Source organism: Malikia granosa (assembly GCF_002980595.1).
GTDB classification, from domain to species: Bacteria; Pseudomonadota; Gammaproteobacteria; order Burkholderiales; family Burkholderiaceae_C; genus Malikia; species Malikia granosa.
This window is the reverse complement of sequence record NZ_PVLQ01000027.1, coordinates 72,958-96,449: the sequence shown is the minus strand read 5'-3', so window position 1 is coordinate 96,449 and position 23,492 is coordinate 72,958. Positions and strand designations below refer to the sequence as shown.

21 protein-coding genes are annotated in these 23,492 nt (G+C 68.4%); 11 read left to right on the top strand and 10 right to left on the bottom strand.

The genetic code is table 11. From position 1 onward, the window contains the following. Positions 1-12 precede the first annotated feature (12 nt). The gene (locus C6P64_RS08210) at positions 13-921 is read right to left on the bottom strand and encodes a polyprenyl synthetase family protein (RefSeq protein WP_105748074.1); all 909 of its coding nucleotides are present in this window, start codon (positions 919-921) and stop codon (positions 13-15) included. Positions 922-1,245: 324 nt separating this feature from the next. Between C6P64_RS08210 and C6P64_RS08205 the strand changes: the two genes are divergently transcribed. Continuing rightward, positions 1,246-2,397, top strand: a complete 1,152-nt coding sequence (locus C6P64_RS08205; protein ID WP_105748073.1) for an aromatic ring-hydroxylating oxygenase subunit alpha — start codon at positions 1,246-1,248, stop codon at positions 2,395-2,397. Between the two features lie 102 nt (positions 2,398-2,499). Here C6P64_RS08205 and C6P64_RS08200 read toward each other — a convergent pair whose 3' ends face one another. Beyond that, complete coding sequence (locus C6P64_RS08200; protein WP_211296813.1) at positions 2,500-3,183, bottom strand: LuxR C-terminal-related transcriptional regulator; 684 nt, start codon at positions 3,181-3,183, stop codon at positions 2,500-2,502. Between the two features lie 138 nt (positions 3,184-3,321). Then, entirely contained in the window at positions 3,322-6,273 is a 2,952-nt protein-coding gene (gene polA, locus C6P64_RS08195) for a DNA polymerase I (RefSeq protein ID WP_105748072.1), read from the bottom strand. A gap of 69 nt (positions 6,274-6,342) precedes the next feature. Between polA and C6P64_RS08190 the strand changes: the two genes are divergently transcribed. The 4 genes from C6P64_RS08190 to C6P64_RS08175 all read left to right on the top strand — a co-directional run bounded on the left by C6P64_RS08190 (position 6,343) and on the right by C6P64_RS08175 (position 8,946). Beyond that, on the top strand, positions 6,343-6,669 hold the full coding sequence (locus tag C6P64_RS08190) for a hypothetical protein (protein ID WP_105748071.1): 327 nt from the start codon (positions 6,343-6,345) through the stop codon (positions 6,667-6,669). 79 nt (positions 6,670-6,748) lie between these two features. Further along, entirely contained in the window at positions 6,749-7,702 is a 954-nt protein-coding gene (locus C6P64_RS08185; protein ID WP_105748070.1) for a homoserine kinase, read from the top strand. Beyond that, positions 7,699-8,481, top strand: coding sequence for a BPSS1780 family membrane protein (locus C6P64_RS08180; RefSeq protein WP_105748069.1), 783 nt, complete (start codon positions 7,699-7,701; stop codon positions 8,479-8,481). Before C6P64_RS08185 ends, C6P64_RS08180 begins: the two co-directional genes overlap by 4 nt. A gap of 126 nt (positions 8,482-8,607) precedes the next feature. Next, entirely contained in the window at positions 8,608-8,946 is a 339-nt protein-coding gene (locus tag C6P64_RS08175; RefSeq protein ID WP_105748068.1) for a c-type cytochrome, read from the top strand. 24 nt (positions 8,947-8,970) lie between these two features. Here C6P64_RS08175 and C6P64_RS08170 read toward each other — a convergent pair whose 3' ends face one another. Beyond that, entirely contained in the window at positions 8,971-9,486 is a 516-nt protein-coding gene (locus tag C6P64_RS08170; RefSeq protein WP_105748067.1) for a GNAT family N-acetyltransferase, read from the bottom strand. An 84-nt stretch (positions 9,487-9,570) separates the two neighbouring features. On the opposite strand from C6P64_RS08170, the gene C6P64_RS08165 reads away from it, so the two are divergent. Next, positions 9,571-9,813 (top strand): DUF3297 family protein, encoded by a 243-nt coding sequence (locus tag C6P64_RS08165; RefSeq protein ID WP_105748066.1) that lies wholly within the window; start codon positions 9,571-9,573, stop codon positions 9,811-9,813. Between the two features lie 16 nt (positions 9,814-9,829). Here C6P64_RS08165 and C6P64_RS08160 read toward each other — a convergent pair whose 3' ends face one another. Further along, positions 9,830-10,597, bottom strand: coding sequence for a sulfite exporter TauE/SafE family protein (locus C6P64_RS08160; protein ID WP_105748065.1), 768 nt, complete (start codon positions 10,595-10,597; stop codon positions 9,830-9,832). 97 nt (positions 10,598-10,694) lie between these two features. On the opposite strand from C6P64_RS08160, the gene C6P64_RS08155 reads away from it, so the two are divergent. Next, positions 10,695-11,627: a LysR family transcriptional regulator gene (locus tag C6P64_RS08155; RefSeq protein ID WP_105748064.1), complete on the top strand. Its 933-nt coding sequence runs from the start codon at positions 10,695-10,697 to the stop codon at positions 11,625-11,627. Between the two features lie 42 nt (positions 11,628-11,669). On the opposite strand, the gene C6P64_RS08150 is transcribed toward C6P64_RS08155, so the two are convergent. From C6P64_RS08150 to C6P64_RS08140, 3 genes are all read right to left on the bottom strand, one after another. Next, entirely contained in the window at positions 11,670-14,120 is a 2,451-nt protein-coding gene (locus C6P64_RS08150) for a UvrD-helicase domain-containing protein (protein WP_105748063.1), read from the bottom strand. Positions 14,121-14,192: 72 nt separating this feature from the next. Next, entirely contained in the window at positions 14,193-15,368 is a 1,176-nt protein-coding gene (locus tag C6P64_RS08145; RefSeq protein WP_146115886.1) for an SGNH/GDSL hydrolase family protein, read from the bottom strand. Positions 15,369-15,625: 257 nt separating this feature from the next. Beyond that, entirely contained in the window at positions 15,626-17,542 is a 1,917-nt protein-coding gene (locus C6P64_RS08140; protein ID WP_105748061.1) for a DEAD/DEAH box helicase, read from the bottom strand. Between the two features lie 425 nt (positions 17,543-17,967). On the opposite strand from C6P64_RS08140, the gene C6P64_RS08135 reads away from it, so the two are divergent. Together C6P64_RS08135 and C6P64_RS08130 are read left to right on the top strand one after the other, a co-directional pair. Beyond that, positions 17,968-18,615 carry a DUF47 domain-containing protein gene (locus C6P64_RS08135; protein WP_105748060.1) on the top strand — a complete coding sequence of 216 codons (648 nt, stop codon included), beginning with the start codon at positions 17,968-17,970 and terminating at the stop codon, positions 18,613-18,615. Between the two features lie 16 nt (positions 18,616-18,631). Next, positions 18,632-19,645, top strand: a complete 1,014-nt coding sequence (locus tag C6P64_RS08130; RefSeq protein WP_105748059.1) for an inorganic phosphate transporter — start codon at positions 18,632-18,634, stop codon at positions 19,643-19,645. A gap of 1 nt (position 19,646) precedes the next feature. Here the strand turns inward: C6P64_RS08130 and orn are convergent, their stop codons facing one another. Then, complete coding sequence (gene orn, locus C6P64_RS08125; RefSeq protein WP_105748058.1) at positions 19,647-20,258, bottom strand: oligoribonuclease; 612 nt, start codon at positions 20,256-20,258, stop codon at positions 19,647-19,649. A gap of 59 nt (positions 20,259-20,317) precedes the next feature. On the opposite strand from orn, the gene C6P64_RS08120 reads away from it, so the two are divergent. Next, positions 20,318-21,589, top strand: a complete 1,272-nt coding sequence (locus tag C6P64_RS08120) for a M48 family metallopeptidase (RefSeq protein WP_105748057.1) — start codon at positions 20,318-20,320, stop codon at positions 21,587-21,589. A gap of 12 nt (positions 21,590-21,601) precedes the next feature. Continuing rightward, the gene (rsgA, locus tag C6P64_RS08115) at positions 21,602-22,507 is read left to right on the top strand and encodes a ribosome small subunit-dependent GTPase A (protein ID WP_105748056.1); all 906 of its coding nucleotides are present in this window, start codon (positions 21,602-21,604) and stop codon (positions 22,505-22,507) included. Between the two features lie 15 nt (positions 22,508-22,522). Here the strand turns inward: rsgA and C6P64_RS08110 are convergent, their stop codons facing one another. Next, positions 22,523-23,482, bottom strand: coding sequence for a CobD/CbiB family protein (locus C6P64_RS08110; protein ID WP_105748055.1), 960 nt, complete (start codon positions 23,480-23,482; stop codon positions 22,523-22,525). Positions 23,483-23,492: the final 10 nt, after the last annotated feature.

The following is a 23,492-nucleotide window of genomic DNA, read 5'->3' as shown; positions in this document are numbered from 1 at the left end:
GACGGCCGGGATTCAGTGGCTGCGGCGCACGACCCAGTCGGCGATGGCATGCAGATGGGCCGCCTGGACCAGGCCGGCCTGGTCCAGCGCCTGATGGGCCTGTGCCAGCAGGTCGTCGGCATAGGCCTGGGCCGCCGTCAGCCCGAGCAGCGAAACGAAGGTGGGCTTGTCGGCCGCGGCATCCTTGCCGGCGGTCTTGCCCAGGGTGCTCGAATCGGCCGTGACATCCAGGATGTCGTCGACCACCTGGAAGGCCAGGCCGAGTGCACGGCCGTAGCGCCCCAGGGCGACCAGCTGGGCCGCGCTGGCGCCCGCGGCGAGCGCCCCCATCTCGACGCTGGCCAGCAGCAGGGCGCCGGTCTTGCGACGGTGCATGTCTTCCAGGCTGGCCTGGTCGAGCTGCTGGCCGACGCCGGCGAGATCGATCGCCTGGCCGCCGGCCATGCCGTCCCAGCCCGAGGCGCGCGCCAGCTGGCGACAGAGCGCCACCGCCAGCGCCGGCTCGAGCGCCGGGTCGTCGGGCAACAGGACCTCGAAGGCCAGCGCCTGCAGCGCATCGCCCGCCAGCAGCGCCGGTGCCTCGCCGAACTGCACATGCAGCGTCGGCTTGCCGCGGCGCAGCACATCGTTGTCCATGCAGGGCAGGTCGTCATGCACCAGCGAATAGGCATGGATCAGCTCGAGCGCGCAGGCCGCGCGCCAGGCCGCGCTGCCCAGCGGCGGCAACTGGCCGCCGACCGCCTCGGCGGAGGCCAGCACCAGCAGCGGACGCAGGCGCTTGCCGCCATCGAGCACCGCATAGCGCATCGCGGCTCCCAGGCCGGCCGGTGCTGCCTCGGGCACCCATTGCTCGAGCAGGGACTCGACCTCGGCCAGACGCGCCTGGCTCCAGGAGCTGAAATCGGCGGACGGCGTGCTCATGCCGCCCTCGCGTGCGAAAGCGGCGTGCCGGAGCGGCAGGCGGCGAGGAAACGAGAGATCTGCCGGTGCGCAAGGATAGGGGCCATGGCTGGGGTCGCTGCGGCTGGTTGCCGCCGGCGAGAAAAAATCAAAACTAGGATTTTAGGGCCTGCAGCCCGGAGACCGGAGGCCGTCCGGAAACGCCGGCACAGATGGGCCCGAGGGGGTACAATACCTGCCCCTTTCCAGCTCATCAGGAGTTGTAAAACCTCCCGCGCTCATTCGTTCAACGATCAAAGCGCTTCCCTGCCCCTTAATAGGGGGAGTCTCTAGGTCAGGACCTTCATGTCTGATTTAAGTCTTCAGTTCCAGCAGGCCGCAAGCCAATTTCCGGTTTCCAGCTATTTCGACCCAGCGCTGTTCCAGCGCGAGATGGAGACCATCTTCCAGCGCGGGCCCCGCTATGTGGGGCATGTCAACGCCGTGCCCAACCTGGGCGACTACTACGCCCTGCCCCAGGAAGGCGAAGGGCGCGCCCTGGTCAGGACCGCCCAGGGCGTCGAGCTCGTCAGCAACGTCTGCCGGCATCGCCAGGCCGTCATGCTCAAGGGCCGCGGCAACCTGGGCGAGCACCGCAACGGCAGCGCCGCCGGTAACATCGTCTGCCCGCTGCACCGCTGGACCTACAGCGGCGGCTCGGGCATGGCCAAGCTCGGCGAGCTGATCGGCGCGCCGCACTTTTCCCAGGACCCCTGCCTGAACCTGCAGCGCTACCCGCTGCGCGAATGGAACGGCATGCTGTTCGAGGACAACGGCCGCGACATCGCCGCCGACCTCGCCGGTCTGGGCCCGGCCAGCACGCTGAGCTTCGACGGCATGGTGCTCGACCATGTCGAGCTGCACGAGTGCAACTACAACTGGAAGACCTTCATCGAGGTTTACCTCGAGGACTACCATGTCGTGCCCTTCCACCCCGGACTGGGCAACTTCGTGACCTGCGACGACCTCAAGTGGGAATTCAAGCCCGAGTACTCGGTACAGACCGTCGGCGTGCAGAACCTGCTCAAGGGCGCGGGCAGCCCGGTGTACCAGAAATGGCACCAGCAGCTGATGGCCTACCGCAACGGCGAGCTGCCCGAGCAGGGCGCGGTCTGGCTGACCTACTACCCGCACATCATGGTCGAGTGGTACCCGCATGTGCTGACGGTCTCGACCCTGCATCCGATCAGCGTCGACAAGACGCTGAACCGGGTCGAGTTCTACTACCCGGAGGAGATCGCCGCCTTCGAGCGCGACTTCGTCGATGCCCAGCGCGCCGCCTACATGGAGACCTGCATCGAGGACGACGAGATCGGCGAGCGCATGGACGCCGGGCGCAAGGCCCTGCTCGCGCGCGGCGACAACGAAGTCGGCCCCTACCAGAGCCCGATGGAAGACGGCATGCAGCATTTCCACGAGTGGTACCGCGCCAAGATGGGCTCGGCGCTGCAGGACTGAGCCCGCCACCCTGGCAATCAGCCAGTAGGCACCCCAGGCCGGGCTGACCCGAGCGCCGGCACGCCCCTTCCAGCAGAGGCCTTGGCCCCTGAGCCAGCCCGCTCAGCCCAGGCGGTCTAGCCCGTGCCGGTTGACGTAGGCGTGCAGCTCGGCCCGGTTCGAGACCGACAGCTTGCGGTAGATCGAGGTCAGGTGGTTGCGCAGCGTGTGCTCGCTGATGTTGAGGCGCTGCGCGATCACCTTGCCCGGCGCCGCGGCATCCGAGGCCAGGGCCTCGACCGTCAGTTTCTCCTTCGGCGTCAGCACGCTGACCGAGGCCCGGCGCGAGCTGCGCCAGCGGCCATCCTGGTGCCGCGAGAGCTCGAGGAAGATGCGGCTGGTCGCGCTGCGCTCGATCCACATCTCGCCGTTGTGGATCTTCTCGAGCGCGCGCAGCAGCACGACCGGCGCCTCGTACTTGCCGACCACGCCACGCGCGCCGACCAGCACCGCGCTGTCCTGCAGTGCCGGGTCGCGCGAACTGGTCAGGGCCAGGATCTTGGCTGCCGTCTGCGCCTGCAGATGGGCCAGCGATTCGGTGCCCTCCTCGCCATCGAGGTCGAACACGATCACGTCGGGCGCAATCTGCTCCATGCGCAGCACGCCCTCGGCAGCGCTCTCGACCACGCCGACCACCGACCAACGGCCGTGGTCGCCCTCGAGCAAACGCTCAAGACCCCAGGACATCAGGGGCAGCGCGACCAGCATCACGCGCGTAGGACCGGCAACGGTGTCTTCGACTGTCATTTTTACCACCTAATAATTGGATGTCATTTCTGCCAGCCATGATAGTCGCATCCCGGGAGTCCTGCATGAGTCCGGAAAAAAAACGCATAAGCGGATGCCCGGACCCAGTGCGACCGGGACCCGATGCCCGTCATCGCCTCAGTGCGCCTGCTCCCAGTTGACGCCGACGCCGACCTCGGCCAGCAGCGGCACCTTGAGTTCGGCCACGCCCGCCATCAGGCGCGGCACCTCGGTCCGGACCCAGTCGAGCTCGGCCTCGGGCAGCTCGAACACCAGTTCGTCATGCACCTGCATGATGATGCGCGTGCCCAGGCCCTGGGCATCGATCGCGGCCTGGACCGCGACCATGCTCATCTTGATCAGGTCGGCCGCCGTGCCCTGCATCGGCGCGTTGATCGCGGCGCGCTCGGCGGCGGCGCGGCGCGGGCCGTTCGGGCTGTTGATCTCAGGCAGGTAGAGCCGGCGGCCAAACACGGTCTCGACATAGCCCTGCGCCTTGGCCTGCGCCTTGGTCTGGTCCATGTAGTCGCGCACGCCGGCAAAGCGCTGGAAATAGCGCTCGATGTAGTTCTTCGCCGCCGCGTTGTCGATGCCCAGCGCCTTGGCCAGGCCGAAGCCGCTCATGCCGTAGATCAGGCCGAAATTGATGACCTTGGCATAGCGCCGCTGCTCGCTGCTGACCTCGGCGGGGAGGATGCCGAAGATCTCGGCCGCGGTCGCCCGGTGCACGTCCAGTCCCTCGGCGAAGGCCTTGAGCAGCGCCGCGTCGCCGCTCAGGTGGGCCATGATGCGCAGCTCGATCTGCGAGTAGTCGGCGCTCGCGATCAGGCGGCCCGGCGGCGCGACGAAGGCCTCGCGCACGCGCCGGCCCTCGGGCGTGCGGATCGGGATGTTCTGCAGATTGGGCTCGTTGCTGCTCAGGCGCCCGGTCACGGCCACGGCCTGGGCGTAATGGGTATGCACGCGGCCGGTGCGCGGATGGGCCAGGCTCGCGAGCTTGTCGGTATAGGTACCCTTGAGCTTGGACAGCGAGCGGTGCTCGAGCAGCTTGGCCGGCAGGGGATAGTCCTCGGCCAGCTTCTCCAGCACCTCCTCGTCGGTGCTGCGCGCGCCGGTCGCGGTCTTCTTGATCACCGGCAGGCCCAGCTTGTCGAAGAAGATTTCGCCGAGCTGCTTGGGGCTCGCGAGGTTGAAGGGCTGGCCGGCGATCTCGTAGGCCTCGGCCTCGAGCTGCAGGATGCGCTGGCCCAGTTCATGGCTCTGGCGCGCCAGCGTCTGCGCGTCGATCAGCACGCCATTGCGCTCGACCCGATACAGCGCCTCGCTGGTGGCGATCTCGAGCTGGTAGATCCGGCCCAGCTTCTGGTCGGCCTCGATCAGCGGCCAGAGCAGCTGGTGGACCTCGAGCGTCATGTCGCTGTCCTCGCAGGAATACTCGGCGGCCTTGGCGACCTCGACCTGCGCGAACGGGATCTGCTTGGCGCCCTTGCCGCACAGGTCCTCGTAGTTGATGCCACTGCGCCCGAGGTGGCGCTCGGCCAGGCTGGCCAGGCTGTGCGGCCTGTGCACCTCGAGCACATAGCTCTGCAGCATGGTGTCATGGACATAGCCGTGCACCTCGATGCCATGGTTGGCGAACACATGGCGGTCGTACTTGACATGCTGGCCGAGCTTCCTGGCGGCGGGGTCCTCGAGCCAGGGCTTGAGGCGGGCCAGCACCTCGTCGCGCGGCAGCTGGGCCGGCGCATCGGGGCCGGCATGCAGCAGCGGCACATAGGCCGCCTCGCCCGGCCGGACGCTGAAGCTGATGCCGACGATCTCGGCCTGCATCGCGTCGAGCGAGGTGGTCTCGGTATCGAGCGCGACCAGCTCGGCCGCCTGCAGCCTGGCCAGCCAGGCGTCGAAGGCCGGCCAGTCGAGCAGGGTCTCGTAGCGCAACGCGCTTGTCGCGGCCGCCTCTGCCGCATCTGCCGCATCTGCCGCATCTGTAGCCTGTGCCGCATCTGTAGCCTGTGCCGCAGCAGCGGCATCATCGGCATCGGTGGATTCGACGGCCTGCGGCGCCGGCTCGGCGAACAGGTCGCCACTGGCACCGAAGGCCGGCTGTGCCGGGACGGCGCGAGGCCGCAGCTGGCGCGCGACCGGCTTGGTGCCTTCAGCCGGCAGGCCAGCTGCTGCGCCGACGGGCTCGGCACCCTTGGCAGGAAGTTCGAGCGCGCGCGCCAGGCCCTTGAAGCCGTAGCGCTCATAGAAGTCGCGCAGGCAGGCGTTGTCGCGCTGGCGCTGCGCCAGCTCATCGAGCGCAGGCAGGCCGGGCAGCTGCTCGCGCAGGTCGCAGTCGGTCTTGATCGTCACCAGCTGGCGCCCGGTCGGCAGCCAGTCCCGGGCCTGGCGCAGGTTCTCGCCCGCCACGCCCTTGATCTGGTCGGCGTTGGCCAGCAGCGCGTCGAGGCTGCCGTATTCGAGCAGCCATTTGGCGGCGGTCTTGGGTCCGACCTTGTGCACGCCCGGCACGTTGTCGACCTGGTCGCCGACCAGGGTCTGGAAATCGATCATCAGTGCCGGCGGCACGCCGAACTCGGCCGTCACGCCGGCGACATCGCGCCGCTTGCCGTTCATCGTGTCGATGATGGTCACATGCTCGTCGACCAGCTGGCTCAGGTCCTTGTCGCCGCTCGAGACGATCACGCGCACCCCCTGCGCCGCCGCCGTCCTGGCCAGGGTGCCGATCACGTCGTCGGCCTCGACGCCGGGAATGTCGAGCACGGTCCAGCCGAGCAGGCGCACCACCTCGTGGATGGGCGCGATCTGCGCGCGCAGGTCGTCGGGCATCGGGCTGCGATGCGCCTTGTAGTCGGGATAGAGCGCGTCGCGGAAGGTGGGACCCGAGGCATCGAACACGCAAGCGATGTAGTCGCTCGGCTGCTCCTTTTGCAGCGCCTGCATCATGTTGATCATGCCGCGGATGGCGCCAGTCGGCGGACTGGTCGGATCGCCAGGCACGGCGCGCAGGTCGGGCATGGCATGGAAAGCGCGGTAGAGGTAGCTGGAGCCATCCACCAGCACCAGGGTCTTCTGGGTCTCGGTCATGCCCGGATTGTCGGCGAAAGCCACCCTGGCAGCACGCAGGAACCCGCTCAAGACCTACAATTGTGGGTTATGCACCGCTCGACCGCCCGATCCCCCTTCATCGCCCTGCTGCTGTCCGCCCTGGCTGGCGCCGCCAGCGCCCAGCCAGTCACGATGCCGTCCCGGCTGACCCAGGACGAGGGCAAGGCCGTGATCGAGCAAAAGGCCGAATCGATCACGCACGAGGATGCGGGCAGCCGCATCGACGAACTGCGCGTCGGCGGCCAGACCCGGCGCATCGAGGTCCAGACCAAGTCCACCCTGCCGCCCTACCAGGTCCAGCCGCTGGACGCCAGCCCGCTTGACCAGTCCGAGCGCAGCGCCGGCAAGAGCAGCTGGCGACTGATGAAGTTCTGAGCCCCGGCTACCCCTTTCGCGCCCTCCCATCCGCCAGCGGCCCTACTCGGCCGCAGCACCAAGCACGCTTACCCCGCCCATGGCCGTTTTCACCCAAGTCAGCAAGACCGAAGCCGCCGCCCTGCTGAGCCGGCTCAACCTGGGCCAGCTCACCGACATCGAAGGCTGCGCCGGCGGCATCGAGAACACCAACTATTTCGTCAGCACCCTGCGCGACGGCGAGCCGCATCACTATGTGCTGACGCTGTTCGAGCGCCTGAGCTTCGAGCAGCTGCCCTTCTACCTGCACCTGATGAAGCATCTGGCCGGCAAGGGCATCCCGGTGCCGGACCCGGCCGCCGATGCCAGGGGCGAGATCCTGCACAAGCTCAAGAACAAGCCGGCGGCGGTGGTCAACCGCTTGAAGGGCCGCAGCGAACTCGCGCCCGGCGCCAGCCACTGCGCCCAGGTCGGCGCCATGCTCGCGCGCATGCACCTGGCCGGCCAGGACTACGAGCGCAGCCAACCCAATCTGCGCGGCCTGGCCTGGTGGAACGAGACCGTGCCGGTGGTGCTGCCGCACCTGACGCCCGAGCAGGCAACGCTGCTGCAAGCCGAGCTGGCCTACCAGAACCATGTGGCGGCCAGCGCCAGCTACGAGGCGCTGCCGCGCGGACCGGTCCATGCCGACCTGTTCCGCGACAACGTGATGTTCGACCAGGGCCAGCTCAGCGGCCTGTTCGACTTCTACTTCGCGGGCATCGACAGCTTCGCCTTCGATCTCGCGGTCTGCCTGAACGACTGGTGCATCGACCATGGAACAGGCCGCCCGGACCCCGAGCGCAGCCGCGCCATGCGCGAAGCCTACGAAAGCGTGCGCCCGCTGACGGCGGCCGAGCGCGAGCTGATGCCGGCCATGCTGCGCGCCGGCGCGCTGCGCTTCTGGATCTCGCGCCTGTGGGACTGGCATCTGCCGCGCGAAGCCAGCATGCTGAAAGCCCACGACCCGGCCCATTTCGAGCGCGTGCTGCGCGAGCGGCTGGAGCCGCTGTGAAACTCAGGCCGGTGCCGGCCAAGACCGGCTTGCTCTGGGTCAGGCAGGGCATCGCGACCTTCGCGCGCCAGCCGCTGGCGCTCTCTGGCCTGTTCCTGCTCTACATGCTCGCGCTGTCGCTGCTCAGCGCGCTGCCCGTGATCGGCAACCTGCTGGCGCTGGCATTGCTGCCGGCCACCACGCTGGGCCTGATGGTCGCCACGCGCGAAGCCGACAGCGGCAAGTTCCCGATGCCGGTGCTGCTGGCGAGCGCGTTTCGCGCCGGGCGCGATCGCCTGCGCGCGATGCTGCTGCTCGGCCTGATCTACGCGCTGGGCTTCATGGCCGTGCTGGGCATCTCGGCCCTGTTCGATGGCGGCCAGTTCGCCCAGCTCTACCTGGGAACGTCGGAGATCACGCAGGAAGTCGTGCAGGGCGAAGCCTTCCAGAACGCGATGTGGGTCGGCATGCTGCTGTACCTGCCGCTGGCGCTGCTGTTCTGGCATGCGCCGGCGCTGGTGCACTGGCAGGGCATCAGCCCGGCCAAGAGCCTGTTCTTCAGCCTGCTGGCCTGCTGGCAGAACAAGGGCGCGCTCGCGCTCTTCATGCTGGGCTGGATGGCCGTCTTCATGGTGACCGGCCTGCTGCTGTCGCTGCTCGGCAGCCTGCTGGGCAGCCCCGACCTGCTGGCCTCGCTGCTGTTTGCCGCCGCGCTGACGCTGGCCGCAATGTTCTTCAGCAGCTTCTACTTCACCTTCCGCGACAGCTTCAGCGACGACGACGGCCAGCCGCTGGCGTGAGACACCGGATCGCAGCCGGCGGCTCGGCTGGCCCCCGTGGCTCAGCCGGGGAAACCCCTGCATTGACAGCGCCGAGCACCAGGCCTAAGCTGGTTCCGATGGTCATCATCCATCGGGAGCTGTCACATGAAGAAACTCTTGACCCTGGCCGCACTGGCGGCCTTCTCGACCTTCGGCTTGCAGGCCCATGCCAGCAGCGGCGGCGAAAAGCTGGTGCAGCATTACCTCTGCCTGGGTTGCCATGCGGTGGACAAGGCCAGCATCGGCCCCTCGTTCCAGCAGATCGCCAGCGCTTGGCGCGGCAAGCCCGAGGCGGAAAAGACTCTGGTCACCACGGTACGCCAGGGCAGCTCGGCCGCCGGCGGTCCGCACTGGGGACAGGTCAAGATGCCGGACGATTCCGAGCGGGCCCAGATCAGCGAACGCGACGCCAAGCGCATGGTGCACTGGATCCTGAAGCAGTAGCCGGCAGCCCTGCCAGCGCCGGCCTCAGCGCGGCGGCAAGTCGTCGAGCAGGCGCTGCATGAAGGCCAGGTCCAGCCAGCGGCCAAACTTGGTGCCGACCTGCCTGAGCGTGCCGGCCGGCTCGAAGCCGCAGCGGGCATGCAGGCGCAGCGAGGCCTGGTTGCCCGCCTCGATCGCCGCCACCATCGCATGCTTGCCGGCGGCCTTGGCGCGCTCGACCAGGGCCAGCAGCAAGGCGGCACCGAGGCCGGCGCCCCGGCAGTCGGTGCTCACATAGACCGAATGCTCGACCGTATGCCGGTAGCCGTCGAAGGCGCGGAAGTCGGCGAAGCTGCCATAGCCCAGCACCCGGCCCTGCGCATCGACCGCCACCAGCACCGGCCAGCCGCCAGCCTGGCGCGCGCTGATCCAGGCGCGCCGATCGGCCGCGTCGACCAGGCGTTCGTTCCAGATCGCGGTGCCATTGGCGACCGCATCGTTGTAGATGAGCGCGATGCCGGCGGCATCGGCGGCAATGGCGTCCCGCAGTTCGAAGTTCATGGCTCGATGATAGCCCGCGTCGGCCGGCGGCCAAATCCGGGACAATCGGCGTCTTTGCGATTTCAACCACGGAAAGACCCCATCATGAGCGACAACCGCCCCGCCCTGCCCGACCACCTCTCGATCGACCCGCGCAGTCCGCACCATGTAGCCGCCGTGTTCGAGCATGACATCGGCATCCTGTTCAACGGCAAGGACCGCTCCGATGTCTGCGAATACTGCATCAGCGAAGGCTGGGTGAAGGTGCCGGCCGGCAAGACCGTCGACCGCAAGGGCTTTCCGCTGCTGATCAAGCTCAAGGGCCAGGTCGAGGTGTTCTACCGCTGAGCCCTCCCGGCGCGGCTCAATGGCTGCGGGAGCCGCCCACAGCCAGCCACAGCGCGGCCAGGACCAGCATGAGGGCAAAGGCCGTGCGCATGCGCCGCTCGGGCAGCCGGTGCGCCAGCGCGACCCCGGGCGAAACGGTCATCAGGCCGCCGAGCGCCATCGGCAGTCCCATATGCCAGTCGACGCGGCCGGCACCGGCGTAGCTGGCCAGCGCAGCCAGCGAACTGGGTGCCACCAGCGCCAGTGCCAGGCTCTGGGCCACGACCTGGCGCACCCCCAATCCGGCCAGCAGCGGCGTGGCGAGCAGGCCACCGCCGATTCCCAGGAAACCCATGCTACATCCGCCCACGGCGCCGACTCCGGCCAGCGTGGCCAGGCCCGGCTGGCTGCCGTCCGCAGCGGCCGGCCGCTCGCGCCGCCACAGCATGTGCAGACCGAGCAGCGCCAGGAAAACCGAGAACCCCAATCGCAGCAGCGCCGGATCGAGACGGTTGGCGAAGCCCGCCACCAGCCAGGTCACCAGGGTCGATGACAGGCCGATGCTGAGCGTCGAGCCGAGCGACAGGGGCTGACGCTGGCAATAGCGCCAGAAGCCGATCAGCAGATTGGGCGCCATCATGACCAGCGCGGTGCCCTGGGCCAGCGGCTGCTCCATGCCAAACGCCAGCACCAGCAGGGGAATCGCGATGATGCCGCCCCCGATGCCGAACAAGCCGCCAAAGAATCCGAGTGCAGCGCCCAGCGACAGGGCAATGGCAAGCGTGGGCAGGAAATCCGTGAACATGGTGGGCGATCGGCTGGCGGGAAAGCACCGATGCTATTGCGCCCACGGAAATATGCAATGATCAGCGAATCAATTCATTGATGATCTGGATGCACGAATGAGCGGCGCCGACGACCTGAGCTTCTTCAACTTGCTGGCCCGCCAGCCCAGCCTGGCAGCGGCGGCGCAACAGCTCGATGTCACCCCGCCGGCGGTGAGCCGGCGGCTGGCCGCGCTGGAGCACCGGCTCGGGGTACGACTGCTCAATCGGACCACGCGCCGCCTGAGCCTGACCCCCGAGGGTGAACGCTACCTGGAAGATGGGGAGCAGATCCTGCGCGAGATCGACCAGCTGGAGCGGACCCTGGGCGCCAGCCGAGAAACGCCACGCGGCCTGCTGCGCATCAACGCGACCTTCGGTTTCGGCCGCCGCCACCTGGCCCCCGCCATCTCGGAGTTCGCGCGGCGCTATCCCGACATCGAGGTCATCCTGCAACTGACCGACAGACCGCTGGACTTGACCGAGCATGCGATGGATATCGGCATCCGCTTCGGGCCGCCACCGGATGCCCGCGTGCTGGCACGCCGCATCGCCGACAACCGCCGCCTGCCCTGCGCGGCGCCGAGCTACCTGGCAGCACGCGGCCTGCCAGGCTCGCCGCGCGAGCTGCTCGAGCACGACTGCATCGTGATCCGCGAGAACCGCACGGCCTTCAACCACTGGCAGCTGACCGACGGACAACAGCAGCTCACCGTGAAGGTGCGCGGCCGCCTGGCCACCAACCATGGCGAAGTCGCCGTGGACTGGGCGCTGGCGGGCCACGGCATCATCCTGCGCTCGGAATGGGACATTGCCGGAGAACTGGAAAGCGGCCGCTTGCAGGGCATTCTTGCCCCCTGGACCGGCGTCAGCGCGGACATCCATGCGATCTATCCACAGCGCCACCACCTGTCGGCCAAGGTGCGGGTCTTCATCGATTTCCTGGCCGATCGCTTTGCCTCGATGCGCCAGGATCGCAGCGGGGTCACGACACCCGCTCATCTGCCGTGACCCCGGCCGACGCCGAGCCTGGAGCGGCAGCGGCGGGATCGCTCAGACCGGCGTCAGCTTGGCGATCGCCAGCGCCAGCCACTTGCTTCCATGGCGGGCAAAGTTGACCTGGGCCCGCGCATCGTCACCCTGGCCTTCGACGGTGAGCACCTTGCCCTCGCCGAACTTGTTGTGGAACACCTGCATGCCGGCCCGGATGCCATGGGCTGGCGCGGCCTTCTGCGCCGGCACGCTGCCAGCACCGCTGTAGGCCGCGTCCTTGCCGCCACGACCCGAACCCGGGTCACCGAGCCCGCTGCGGCCCCAGGCCGGCTGGACTGTGCCCGGGCCGGAGCCGCCGCGACCCAGCCCCGACCCCCAGCCGCCCTGCTTCGGGCTGATCCATTTCAGGCAGGGCTCGGGCAACTCGTCGAGGAAGCGGCTGCGCAGGTTGTAGCGGGTCTGGCCGTGCAGCATGCGGGTCTGGGCATGGCTCAGGTAGAGGCGCTTCCTCGCGCGGGTGATCGCGACATACATCAGGCGGCGCTCCTCCTCCAGGCCGTCGCGGTCGCTCTGGCTGTTCTCGTGCGGGAACAGGCCTTCCTCGAGTCCGGTGATGAAGACGGCGTCGAACTCCAGCCCCTTGGCCGCATGCACCGTCATGAGCTGGATCGCGTCCTGGCCGGCCTGGGCCTGGTTGTCGCCCGACTCGAGCGCGGCATGGGTCAGGAAGGCGGCCAGCGGGCTCAGGGTCTCGCCGCTGTCGGACTGGATTCCTGCAGCAACTTGTACACTGGCAGCCGCGAAGGCCTCGAAGCCATCGGCATCGGGGTCCAGGCCCTGGCTGGCCGGCGACTGGGTCAGTCCCGGGCCGGCCGGCGCGGTCTCGTCGAGCGGCAGCGCCACCGCATCGCGGCCAAAGCCCTCCTGCAGCACGAAGCTCTCGGCCGCGTTGACCAGTTCCTCCAGGTTCTCGACCCGGTCGGCGCCGTCGCGGTCGGCACGGTAATGCTCGAGCAGGCCGCTGTGCTGCAGCACCAGCTCGATGATCTCGCGCAAGCTGCGGCCCTCGGTCTGCTCGCGCAGCACGTCGATCTTGGCGACGAAGGCCGACAGCTTGGTGCCGGCGGCGCCACCCAGGCTGCTGGCCGCGTCATGCAGCGAGCAGCCGAGCGCGCGCGCGGCGTCCTGCAGCTGCTCGACCGAGCGCGCGCCAATGCCGCGCGGCGGGAAATTCACCACCCGCAGCAGGCTGGTGTCGTCGTTCGGGTTGTCGAGCAGGCGCAAATAGGCCAGCGCATGCTTGACCTCGGCGCGCTCGAAGAAGCGCAGGCCGCCGTAGACGCGATACGGCAGGCCGGCGCGGAACAGCGCGGTCTCGATGACCCGGCTCTGCGCGTTGCTGCGGTACAGCAGCGCGATCTCCTGGCGCGACCAGCCCTCGGCCAGCAGGCTTCGGATCTCGTCGATCAGCCAGTCGGCCTCGGCGAAGTCGCTCGCCGCCTCGTAGACCCGGATCGGCTCGCCCGCGCCCTGCTCGGTGCGCAGGTTCTTGCCCAGGCGGCCGCTGTTGTGCTCGATCAGCTGGTTGGCCGCTTCCAGGATATTGCCGTGGCTGCGGTAGTTCTGCTCCAGCTTGATCTGGCGCCTGACCTCGAACTCGCGCACGAAATCGGCCATGTTGCCGACGCGCGCGCCACGGAAGGCGTAGATGCTCTGGTCGTCGTCGCCGACCGCGAGCACCGCGTTGCCGGCCGGCACGAAGCGGCCGTTCTCGTCATGGCCCGCGAGCAGCTTGAGCCAGGCGTACTGCAGCTTGTTGGTGTCCTGGAACTCGTCGACCAGGATATGGCGGAAGCGCCGCTGGTAATGCTCGCGCACCGCGTCCTGGTCGCGCAGCAGCTCGTAGCAGCGCAGCATCAGCTCGCCGAAGTCGACCACGCCCTCGCGCTGGCATTGTTCCTCGTAGAGCTGGTAGAAGTCGATCTTGCGCCGCTGGTCCTCGTCGCGCGGGCTCATCTGGTGCGCGCGCAGCCCGTCCTCCTTGCAGCCGGCGATGAACCATTGCAGCTGCTTCGGAGGATAGCGCTCCTCGTCGATCTGGTGCTGCTTGCACAGGCGCTTGATCGCGCTGAGCTGGTCCTGCATGTCGAGGATCTGGAAGGTCTGCGGCAGGCTGGCGAGCTTCCAGTGCGCGCGCAGCAGCCGGTGGCACAGGCCGTGGAAGGTGCCGATCCACATGCCGCGCACATTGAGCGGCAGCAGAGCCGACAGGCGGGTCAGCATTTCCTTGGCCGCCTTGTTGGTGAAGGTCACGGCCAGCAGGCCGCCCGGCGTGACCTGGCCGGTCTGCAGCAGCCAGGCGATGCGCGTGGTCAGCACGCGGGTCTTGCCGGAGCCGGCGCCGGCCAGGATCAACGCAGGCTCGGGCGGCAGCGTGACGGCCGCCAGCTGCTCGGCATTGAGGCCGTGCAGCAGCGGCGACTCGGCAAATAGGGATTGGGTTTCAAGCATGGACCGATTGTAGAAAGGCGGGCGACGCAGTGCCCTGCCCGCCCGCTGGAGCCGACCGACCCGGTCACGCGCTCAGTACCAGCCGCGGCTGCGCAGCGCGTCGAGCACCAGCTCGGCCATCAGCTGGTTGGTCCTCGGGCCGCCGTGGAAGTCATCGGCGAAGACATGGCCGGTCCACCAGCCGGGGTTGAGCGCGGCCTGCGGCAGCTGGTGCGACAGATCGGCGGCCAGGCAGCTGCCGAGGAAATAGCTCGGCAGGCCCATCGCGTCGGTCCCCGTGGGAGCGCAGGCTGGTGTGGTGGTGTTGCTGAAGCCGTAGCGGTTGGGCTGGCCGGCGACAGCCGGCGGCGTGACCCACTGCTGCAAGGCGGCATGGAAATCGACCACCGCCACCCGCGCCTCGGCGGCGAAACCGGCCTGGAGCCGGGTATTGAAGGCCTGGATCCAGCCGTCGGCCATGGCCTGTACCTGCAGCGCGGCCGCCTGGCCGGCATTGCCACCGCCATTGGCCTGGGCCACCGCCGCCAGCATGGCCTGGAAGTAAGGCGTGCGAACCAGGTCGGGCAGGTTCAGCAGCACCACGCGCTGCGCGCCGCGCTCCAGGGCCTGGACCCGGATCTGGGCGCTGAAGCGGTCGGCCAAGGCGGCCATGTACTGAGCACCGGCCTGGGCCAGATCGGTCGCTGCGGCGCTGGCCGGGACGATGCCGAGCTCGCCCAGCAGCTTGACGAAGCGGGTGTCGGCAAACGGCACCAGTCCCTGCAGCTCGCTACCCAGGGTCAGGAAGCCGCGCATCAGGTCGGCCAGGTCGTTGCCGCCGCCATCGAGCAGCAGCAGCTCGTCGGGGTCGTAGCGTGTCGCTGAAAGGTCCTCGAGCTGCTGCAGGATGGAAAACGGGCTGTCGTCGCCCGCCGCCATGTCGGGCGGCACGTTGATGCGGGCCCGCACCACCGCATTCGAGCGACAGTCGGCAAAGGCGGGATCGGTGTTGGGCGCCACCTGGTTGGCATTGGCCGCCAGGTAACGCGGGCAAGGGGGCGCGACACCGACCGCGTGGGCCACATGGTCGGTCCAGATCCAGGTATCGGCCAGGCTGCTGCCCTGCACGGTCGCCTTGAAGCCGAAGGTACCGCTGTCGCTCAGGCTGTCGCCTGCGACCCGCACCGCACGGGTCTCGGGCCCGCCATCGCCGCAGGCAGCCAGCAGGGCCGCGAGGGCGAGCGAAAGCAGTCGCATCTGGTATGGCATTCTGGTTCTCCCTTGTTGCTGTCACAACTGTCACGCCCTATCACGCCTGTCACGCCGATATGGGCCGACAAGCCCGGCGCGTCCCCGGCAGCGCTCACGCCGCGGACATGGCCTGCGCTGACCAATCGTCGGATCAGATGCTGGAGCAGCGCTGGCGGGCTGTCAAGGCCGCGGGGGAGCCAGGCGGCCGGCCTCGGCGCCGACCAGGCATGAAAAAACCCGGACCAGCCGGGTTTCTTCAGGAGAGGGCCTGGGGCTTAGCGCTTGACGAAGCGCGGCTTGCCGGCACCGCCTTCGGGACGCGGGCGGCGGTCGCCGAAGGACGGCGCGCCATGGCCGCGCGGCTCGTGGCGCTCACCCGAGCGACGCTCGAAGGCCGGACGGTCGCCGAAGCTGCGCTCGCCCTGCGGACGGCCGAAGGACTCGCGGCGCTGCTCGCCACCGAAGCCACCCTGCGGGCCACGCTGTTCGCGGCCGGCAAAACCGCGCGACTCGCCGCGGAACTCGCCACGCGGCTCGGAGCGGTCGCCACCACGGAACTCGCCGCGACCGGCCGGACGGGCATCACCGCGCGGCTCGAAGCGCACGTCGCCGCGCGGCTCGGAGCGGAACTCGCCACGGGGCTGGAACTCGCCGCGGCTGGCCGGACGGCCGGCATTGCCGCCAAAACCAGCGAAGCCGCCGTCGTTGCGGCCCCAGCCGCCGCGATCGCCACCGCGGTCGTTGCCACGGAAGTTGCCGCCACGCGGAGCGCCGCGGCCATTGCCGCCACGGCCGCCCGGACGGCGGTCGTTGAACTCGTAGACCGGCTTCTTCGGCTCGAGACCGGCAATCGTGTGGGTCTTGAACACCTGCTGGCTGTAGGCCTCGATCTCGCCGATCTTGCGGCGGTCACGGAACTCGGCCATGGTCACGGCCAGGCCCTTGCGGCCGGCGCGACCGGTACGGCCGATGCGGTGGGTGTAGTCCTCGGCCTTGAGCGGCAGGCCGTAGTTGAACACGTGGGTGATGGTGGGCACGTCGATGCCGCGCGCGGCCACGTCGGTCGCGACCAGGATCTGCACCTGGCCGTTGCGCAGCGCCATCAGGCGGCGGGTACGCAGGCCCTGGCTCAGGGCACCGTGCAAGGCGACGGCCGAGAAGCCGACCTGCTGCAGCTCTTCAGCCAGCGAGTCGCACTCGATCTGGGTGCTGGCGAAGACGATCGCCTGGTCGATGGTCGCGTCGCGCAGCCAATGGTCGAGCAGCTGGCGCTTGTGCTCCTGGCTGTCGCACCAGAACAGCTGCTGCTCGATGTTGCTGTGCTTGTCCTGCGGCGAATCGATCTGCACCTTCTGCGGCGCACGCATCACGCGCTGGGCCAGGGTCTGGATGCGCGGCGCGAAGGTGGCGCTGAACATCATGGTCTGGTGGCGCTGGATGGTCAGCTGGTTGATCTCGGCCAGGTCGTCCGAGAAACCCAGGTCGAGCATGCGGTCGGCTTCGTCGACGACCAGGAACTGGACCTTGTCGAGCTTGATCTGGCCGTTGCGCTGCAGGTCGAGCAGGCGACCCGGGGTGGCGACGACCAGGTCGGCGTTCTGCAGCTTGGCGATCTGGACCGGATAGGGAATGCCGCCGACCACGTTGGCAATGCGCAGGCCACGGCAATGGCGGACCAGCTCGATCGCGTCCTGGGCCACCTGCTGCGCGAGTTCGCGCGTCGGGCACAGGATCAGCGCGCCGGGCACGGCCGGGGTGAAGTGACGCGCCAGCAGCGGGTTCTTGCGCTTGGGCTTCTTCGGTGCCGGCTGGCCGGCAGCTTCGGCTTCGGCGATCTGGCGCTCCCAGTCGGCGCGCTCGGCGGCCTCGGCGGCGGCCTGCTGCTCGAGCAGGGTGTGCAGCACCGGCAGCAGGAAGGCGGCGGTCTTGCCGCTGCCGGTCTGGCTCGACACCATCAGGTCGGTGAAGCCTTCGGCATGGCCGCCGCTCATGGCCTTGGGGATGGTGGCGTTCTGCACCAGGGTCGGCTGGGTGAAGCCGAGGTCGGCCACCGCCTGCACCAGCTCGGGCGCCAGGCCCAGGGCCTCGAAGGGATTGGGGCCGGCCGGGACGGCAGCAGCGGTCTCGACGGTGTCGGTGGCGATGGAGGAGTCGAATTCGGCTTCAGCCGAGAATTGCAAAGAGTCAGTCATGTCTATCGTCCAGGCGCTGAAAAGCGCGCAATGAGCAAAGCAGGACGAGCCGGACTGAGGAAGTCCGGGCAGCGTGCCCGATCCGATCATGGTCAACAAGAAACATCAACCATCAAACAGATCGGCATGCCGCGTGCCCATGAAGGGCCGACTGGTATGCGTGGGGCCCTGAATTCAAACCCGGAATGGGTCGCCGGTTTACACCGTGAGGGGCCAGAGTGAGGCAGATGCGCTAAGAGTCGCCGCTTGTGCGGCTGACAGCTTGCAATTGTCGCACAGCTGCGGGTTTTCCCCAAGCTTTTTTTATTTCAGCGCCATCGATCGACACGAGCCGTGTCACAGGACAGGGAACGCAGTCGGCGCCTACAATTCGCAGCTACATCTTTTTTGTGTCATTTTTTTGACAATCCATCCCTGGAGCCGACATGATCTTTGGCAAACTGCTGCCCCGAGAGGGCAACTTCTTCGAACTCTTCAACCAGCACGCCAAGCATATGGTCGAGGCCTCGCATGCCTTTGCCGAGCTGGTCAAGAACTACGCCGACCCGGTGCTGCGCGACAAGTACAACCAGGATGTCGACCGCGCCGAGCACGCCGCCGATCGCGTCACGATTGAAGTCAACCGCCTGCTGCACAAGACCTTCATCACGCCGATCGACCGCGAGCAGATCCACTCGCTGATCAACACCATGGACGATGTCGCCGACCTGATCCAGGACTCGGCCGAGACCATGGCGCTGTACGACGTGCACCACATGACCGAGGAGATCAGCCGCCTGACCGACCTCGGCGTCAAGTGCTGCGAGCGCCTGCAGGCAGCGGTCGCCCTGCTCGACAAGATCGCCGACGCCAAGACCGCCGAGGCCGCGCTCAAGACCTGCGAGGAGATCGACCGCCTCGAGTCCGACGCCGACCGGGTGCTGCGCAATGCGATGAGCAAGCTGTTCCGCGAGGAAAACGACGTGCGCGAGCTGATCAAGCTCAAGGCCATCTACGAGCTGCTCGAGACCATCACCGACCGCTGCGAGGACGTGGCCAACCTGATCGAGGGCGTGATCCTCGAGAACTCCTGATCCGGGAGACAAGACCATGACTTCAATGCAGGCGGCCTTCTGGGTCATCGCCATGCTGGTCGCGATGGCGCTGCTGTTCGACTTCATGAACGGCTTCCATGACGCGGCCAACTCGATCGCGACCGTGGTCTCGACCGGCGTGCTCAAGCCGACGCAGGCGGTGGTCTTCGCGGCCTTCTTCAACTTCGTCGCCATCTTCATCTTCCACCTGAGCGTGGCGGCCACCGTCGGCAAGGGCATCGCCCAGCCCGGCGTGGTCGATACCCATGTGGTGTTCGGCGCCCTGGCCGGCGCCATCACCTGGAACGTGATCACCTGGTACTACGGCATCCCGAGCAGTTCCTCGCACGCGCTGATCGGCGGCATCGTCGGTGCCGTGATCGCCAAGGCCGGCGCCGGCGCGCTGGTCTCCTCCGGGCTGATCCGCACCGTGGTCTTCATCTTCGTCTCGCCGCTGCTGGGCTTCCTGTTCGGCTCGCTGATGATGGTGCTGGTGGCCTGGGTCTTCCGCCGCACCACGCCGTCCAAGGTGGACCGCTGGTTCCGCCGCCTGCAGCTGGTCTCGGCCGGCGCCTACAGCCTGGGCCATGGCGGCAACGACGCGCAAAAGACCATCGGCATCATCTGGATGCTGCTGATCGCGACCGGCTATGCGGCCGCCGACGACAAGGCGCCGGCGAGCTGGGTGATCGTGTGCTGCTACGCGGCGATCGGCGCCGGCACCATGTTTGGCGGCTGGCGCATCGTCAAGACCATGGGGCAGAAGATCACCAAGCTCAAGCCGGTCGGCGGCTTCTGTGCCGAGACCGGCGGCGCGATCACGCTGTTCCTGGCCACGGCGCTCGGCGTGCCGGTCTCGACCACCCACACCATCACCGGCGCCATCGTCGGCGTCGGTTCGGTGCAGCGCCTGAGCGCGGTGCGCTGGGGCGTGGCCGGCAACATCGTCTGGGCCTGGGTGCTGACCATTCCGGCCTCGGCCTTCGTCGCGGCCGTGGCCTACTGGATCAGCCTGCAGCTGTTCGCCTGATTCAGCGCAGGAAATGCTCGCGGTAGTGCACGAGCTCGTCGATCGACTCGTGCACGTCGGCCAGCGCGGTGTGGCGCTGGTGCTTCTTGAAGGCCTTGTAGACCTCGGGCCGCCAGCGCTTGGCGAGCTCCTTGAGGGTGCTGACGTCGAGGTTGCGGTAGTGGAAATAGGCGTGCAGCCTGGGCATGTACTTGACCAGGAAGCGGCGGTCCTGGCCGATCGAGTTGCCGCACATCGGCGACGCGCCCTTGGGCAGGTACTTGCGGATGAACTCGATGACCTGGGCCTCGGCATCGGCCTCGGTCGTCGCGCTGGCCTTGACCCGGTTGATCAGGCCGCTGCGGCCATGGGTGCCCTTGTTCCAGGCGTCCATCGCGTCGAGCGCGGCATCGCTCTGGTGGATCGCGAGCACCGGACCCTCGACGCGCGGCAACAGGTCGGGGCCGGTGATGACGACCGCGATCTCGAGCAGGCGGTCGGTCTCTGGGTCGAGACCGGTCATCTCGCAGTCGAGCCAGATCAGGTTCTGGTCGCTCTTGACCAGATGCGGGACGACGGGCTGGCTGTTGCCGGGATCGGCGCTCGGGCCGGGGGGGCTGGATTTCTCGCTCATGCCCCCGATTTTCACCGATCGCGCAGCGGCATGGGCCGGCATTCGCTAGACTCGCAGCCATGGATTTTCCCTCCCCTACTCTTGCCAGCCTCTGGACCCTGGGCTTTTGCGCCCTGCTGATCGCGGGCCTGCTGACCCGGCTCTGGCTCTCGAGCCGGCAGATCCGCCATGTCGCACGCCATCGGGACGCGGTGCCGGCGCCGTTCGCGGCGCGCGTGAGCCTGGCCGCGCACCAGAAGGCGGCCGACTACAGCCTGGCCAAGCTCAGGCTCGAACTGTTAGAGATGGCTTGGAATGCGGCGCTGCTGCTGGGCTGGACCCTGCTCGGCGGACTCGACTGGCTCAACCAGTTGCTGCGCAGCCAGCTCGGCGACGGCCTGCTGCAGCAGGTCGCCCTGCTCGCGGGCTTCTTCGCGATCACAGCCCTGCTCGAGCTGCCCTGGACCTGGGTGCGCACCTTCCGCGTCGAGCAGGCCCATGGCTTCAACCGCATGACCCTGGGGCTGTGGCTGGCCGACGGCATCAAGTCGGCGCTCGTCGGCGCCGCGATCGGCCTGCCCTTTGCCGCCCTGCTGCTGTGGCTGATGGAGGCGGCCGGCTCGCTCTGGTGGGTCTGGTCCTGGGCCGCCTGGCTGAGCCTGAGCCTGCTGACCCTGCTGCTCTATCCGACCCTGATCGCACCGCTGTTCAACCGCTTCGAGCCGCTGGCCGACGCGACGCTGCGCCAGCGCATCGAGGCGCTGATGGCGCGCTGCGGCTTTCGCTCGCGCGGCCTGTTCGTGATGGACGGCAGCAAGCGCAGCTCGCATGCCAACGCCTACTTCACCGGCTTCGGTCCAGCCAAGCGGGTGGTGTTCTTCGACACCCTGCTGCAGCGGCTCGCGCCCGGCGAGATCGATGCCGTGCTGGCGCACGAGCTCGGCCATTTCAGCCGGCGCCACCTGCCCAAGCGGCTGGTGCTGATGGGCAGCATCAGCCTGCTCGGCTTCGCGCTGCTGGGCTTGCTGTCCGGACAGTTCTGGTTCTACAGCGGCCTGGGCGTGCGGCCCAACCTGGTCGCGCCCAGCGACGCGCTGGCGCTGCTGCTGTTCATCAACGTCGCGCCGCTGGCGAGCTTCTTCCTGACGCCGCTGCTGAGCCAGCTGTCGCGCCGGCAGGAATTCGAGGCCGATGCCTATGCCTGTGCCCATGCCGACGGCCAGGACCTGGCGTCCGCGCTGGTCAAGCTGTACCAGGACAATGCCAGCACGCTGACCCCCGACCCGCTCTATGCGGGCTTCTATTACTCCCACCCCCCAGCAGCCGAGCGCCTCGAGCGACTGCCCGCCTGAGACCCGCAAGACATGAATGATTCCCTACGCACCGGGCTGGTGATCGCCGCCTACGGCCGCCACTGCCTGGTCGAGACCGAAACCGGCGAGCGCCTGATCTGCCACCCGCGCGGCAAGAAGAGCCAGGCCGTGGTCGGCGACCGCGTCTGGTGGCAGGCCAGCGCCGACGAAGGCACGATCGAGAAGCTGCAGCCCCGGCGCAACCTGCTGTATCGCCAGGACGAGATCCGGACCAAGTCCTTCGCGGCCAACCTGGACCAGGTGCTGGTGCTGCTGGCGGCCGAGCCCGAGTTCTCGGAAAGCCAGCTCACGCGCGCGCTGATCGCGGCCCAGGCCGAATCGATCGAGGTGCTGATCGTGCTCAACAAAAGCGACCTCGGCGCCCTGTTCGAGCGTGCCTGGCAGCGGCTGGAGCCCTACCGCGCGATGGGCCAGACCGTGCTCGCGCTGTCGCTGCAGGACGGCGCGCAGGCCGGGGTGGCAGACCTCGAGCAGCGGCTGCAGGGCAAGACCACGCTGGTGCTGGGCCCCTCGGGCGCGGGCAAGAGCACGCTGATCAACCGGCTGGTGCCGGCGGCCCGGGCCCAGACCAACGAGATCTCGCGCGCGCTCAACAGCGGCAAGCACACCACCACCAGCACCACCTGGTACTGGGTCGACGAGGGCAAGAGCACCGCGCTGATCGATTCGCCCGGCTTCCAGGAATTCGGCCTGCACCACATCGAGCCGACCCGGCTCGCGCAACTGATGCCCGACTTCGCGGTCCGGCTCGGAAACTGCCGCTTCTACAACTGCAGCCACCTGCACGAGCCGGGCTGCGCGGTGCGCGATGCGGTCGGCGCCCCGGACGGCATCAACGAGAACCGCTACCGCCTCTACGGCGAGCTGTTCGCCGAGCTGTCGCAGCCGCGCTACTGAAGCGCTCGACCAGGCTCAGCCGACGCTGCGCGCCAGCGTCATCAGCGCGAGCAGCAACAGCCACAGCACCACCGAACGCCAGACCAGTCCGACCAGGCTGGTCAGGTGGCCGTTCTGCGGCTCGCGGCCTTCGCTCCAGACGCCAGACAGCTCGGGGCCGCCGGCCTCGCCGGCCGCCGGATTGGCGCCCAGGCCCAGGCCGCCGAGGCGGACGTTGATCGCGCCGGCGGTGGCAGCCAGCACGATACCGTCATTGGTCTGGGTGGCGCGGGTGGCATCCGAGCGCCAGGCGGCAATCGCCTCCTCGAAGTTGCCGACCACGGCAAAGGCAAGCGCGGTCGCGCGCGCCGGCACATGGTCTATCCATTGCCAGCCCTGCGCGGCCGCCTGCTGTGCGGCGCTGCTGGGTGCATCCTGCAAGCGCGGCTGCCAGCGGCGCGCCAGCGACTCGGCCATGCGGTAGAGCACCGCACCAGCCGGCCCGAAGCCGAGCGCGGCAAAGACCGAATAGGCGAACAGGACGCCGAAGACATGGTGGTGCGCGGCCAGCGCCGAATGCTCGATCACATGGCGCAGCAGCTCCTGGCGCGGCAGCTCGCCGACCTCGACCTGCTGCCACTCGGCCAGTTCGGCGCGCGCGCTGGCCTCGTCGTTAGCTTCGAGCGCCTGGCGGATCGCGGTGAAGTAATGGCTGAACTGGCGGAATCCCAGCGTCAGATACAGCACGCCGACCGTCCAGGCAAACATCAGCAGGTCGCTGAAGGGCAGCAGCAACCAGTGCACCATGGCCGCGAGCAGGGCCGGCACCAGCGCCGCCGCGCTCCAGGCCATCCAGCCATGCGGCGCCTGGCCTGCATCGAGGCTGCGCCTGACCCAGCGGCGCCAGGCCGTTGCCATGCGGTGCGCGCTATTGTCCCGGCCCAGCGGCCGGGCCTGCTCGAGCAGGAGAGCAAGGAAGATGGCGAAGAAACTCATGCCCTGATGA

What these genes read in the sequence shown, in the direction of transcription:
- C6P64_RS08210 (WP_105748074.1), bottom strand. Translation starts at nt 921, where the DNA reads ATGAGCACGCCGTCCGCCGATTTCAGCTCCTGGAGCCAGGCGCGTCTG.
- C6P64_RS08205 (WP_105748073.1), top strand. Translation starts at nt 1,246, where the DNA reads ATGTCTGATTTAAGTCTTCAGTTCCAGCAGGCCGCAAGCCAATTTCCG.
- C6P64_RS08200 (WP_211296813.1), bottom strand. Translation starts at nt 3,183, where the DNA reads ATGACAGTCGAAGACACCGTTGCCGGTCCTACGCGCGTGATGCTGGTC.
- polA (WP_105748072.1), bottom strand. Translation starts at nt 6,273, where the DNA reads ATGACCGAGACCCAGAAGACCCTGGTGCTGGTGGATGGCTCCAGCTAC.
- C6P64_RS08190 (WP_105748071.1), top strand. Translation starts at nt 6,343, where the DNA reads ATGCACCGCTCGACCGCCCGATCCCCCTTCATCGCCCTGCTGCTGTCC.
- C6P64_RS08185 (WP_105748070.1), top strand. Translation starts at nt 6,749, where the DNA reads ATGGCCGTTTTCACCCAAGTCAGCAAGACCGAAGCCGCCGCCCTGCTG.
- C6P64_RS08175 (WP_105748068.1), top strand. Translation starts at nt 8,608, where the DNA reads ATGAAGAAACTCTTGACCCTGGCCGCACTGGCGGCCTTCTCGACCTTC.
- C6P64_RS08170 (WP_105748067.1), bottom strand. Translation starts at nt 9,486, where the DNA reads ATGAACTTCGAACTGCGGGACGCCATTGCCGCCGATGCCGCCGGCATC.
- C6P64_RS08165 (WP_105748066.1), top strand. Translation starts at nt 9,571, where the DNA reads ATGAGCGACAACCGCCCCGCCCTGCCCGACCACCTCTCGATCGACCCG.
- C6P64_RS08160 (WP_105748065.1), bottom strand. Translation starts at nt 10,597, where the DNA reads ATGTTCACGGATTTCCTGCCCACGCTTGCCATTGCCCTGTCGCTGGGC.
- C6P64_RS08155 (WP_105748064.1), top strand. Translation starts at nt 10,695, where the DNA reads ATGAGCGGCGCCGACGACCTGAGCTTCTTCAACTTGCTGGCCCGCCAG.
- C6P64_RS08150 (WP_105748063.1), bottom strand. Translation starts at nt 14,120, where the DNA reads ATGCTTGAAACCCAATCCCTATTTGCCGAGTCGCCGCTGCTGCACGGC.
- C6P64_RS08145 (WP_146115886.1), bottom strand. Translation starts at nt 15,368, where the DNA reads ATGCCATACCAGATGCGACTGCTTTCGCTCGCCCTCGCGGCCCTGCTG.
- C6P64_RS08140 (WP_105748061.1), bottom strand. Translation starts at nt 17,542, where the DNA reads ATGACTGACTCTTTGCAATTCTCGGCTGAAGCCGAATTCGACTCCTCC.
- C6P64_RS08135 (WP_105748060.1), top strand. Translation starts at nt 17,968, where the DNA reads ATGATCTTTGGCAAACTGCTGCCCCGAGAGGGCAACTTCTTCGAACTC.
- C6P64_RS08130 (WP_105748059.1), top strand. Translation starts at nt 18,632, where the DNA reads ATGACTTCAATGCAGGCGGCCTTCTGGGTCATCGCCATGCTGGTCGCG.
- orn (WP_105748058.1), bottom strand. Translation starts at nt 20,258, where the DNA reads ATGAGCGAGAAATCCAGCCCCCCCGGCCCGAGCGCCGATCCCGGCAAC.
- C6P64_RS08120 (WP_105748057.1), top strand. Translation starts at nt 20,318, where the DNA reads ATGGATTTTCCCTCCCCTACTCTTGCCAGCCTCTGGACCCTGGGCTTT.
- rsgA (WP_105748056.1), top strand. Translation starts at nt 21,602, where the DNA reads ATGAATGATTCCCTACGCACCGGGCTGGTGATCGCCGCCTACGGCCGC.
- C6P64_RS08110 (WP_105748055.1), bottom strand. Translation starts at nt 23,482, where the DNA reads ATGAGTTTCTTCGCCATCTTCCTTGCTCTCCTGCTCGAGCAGGCCCGG.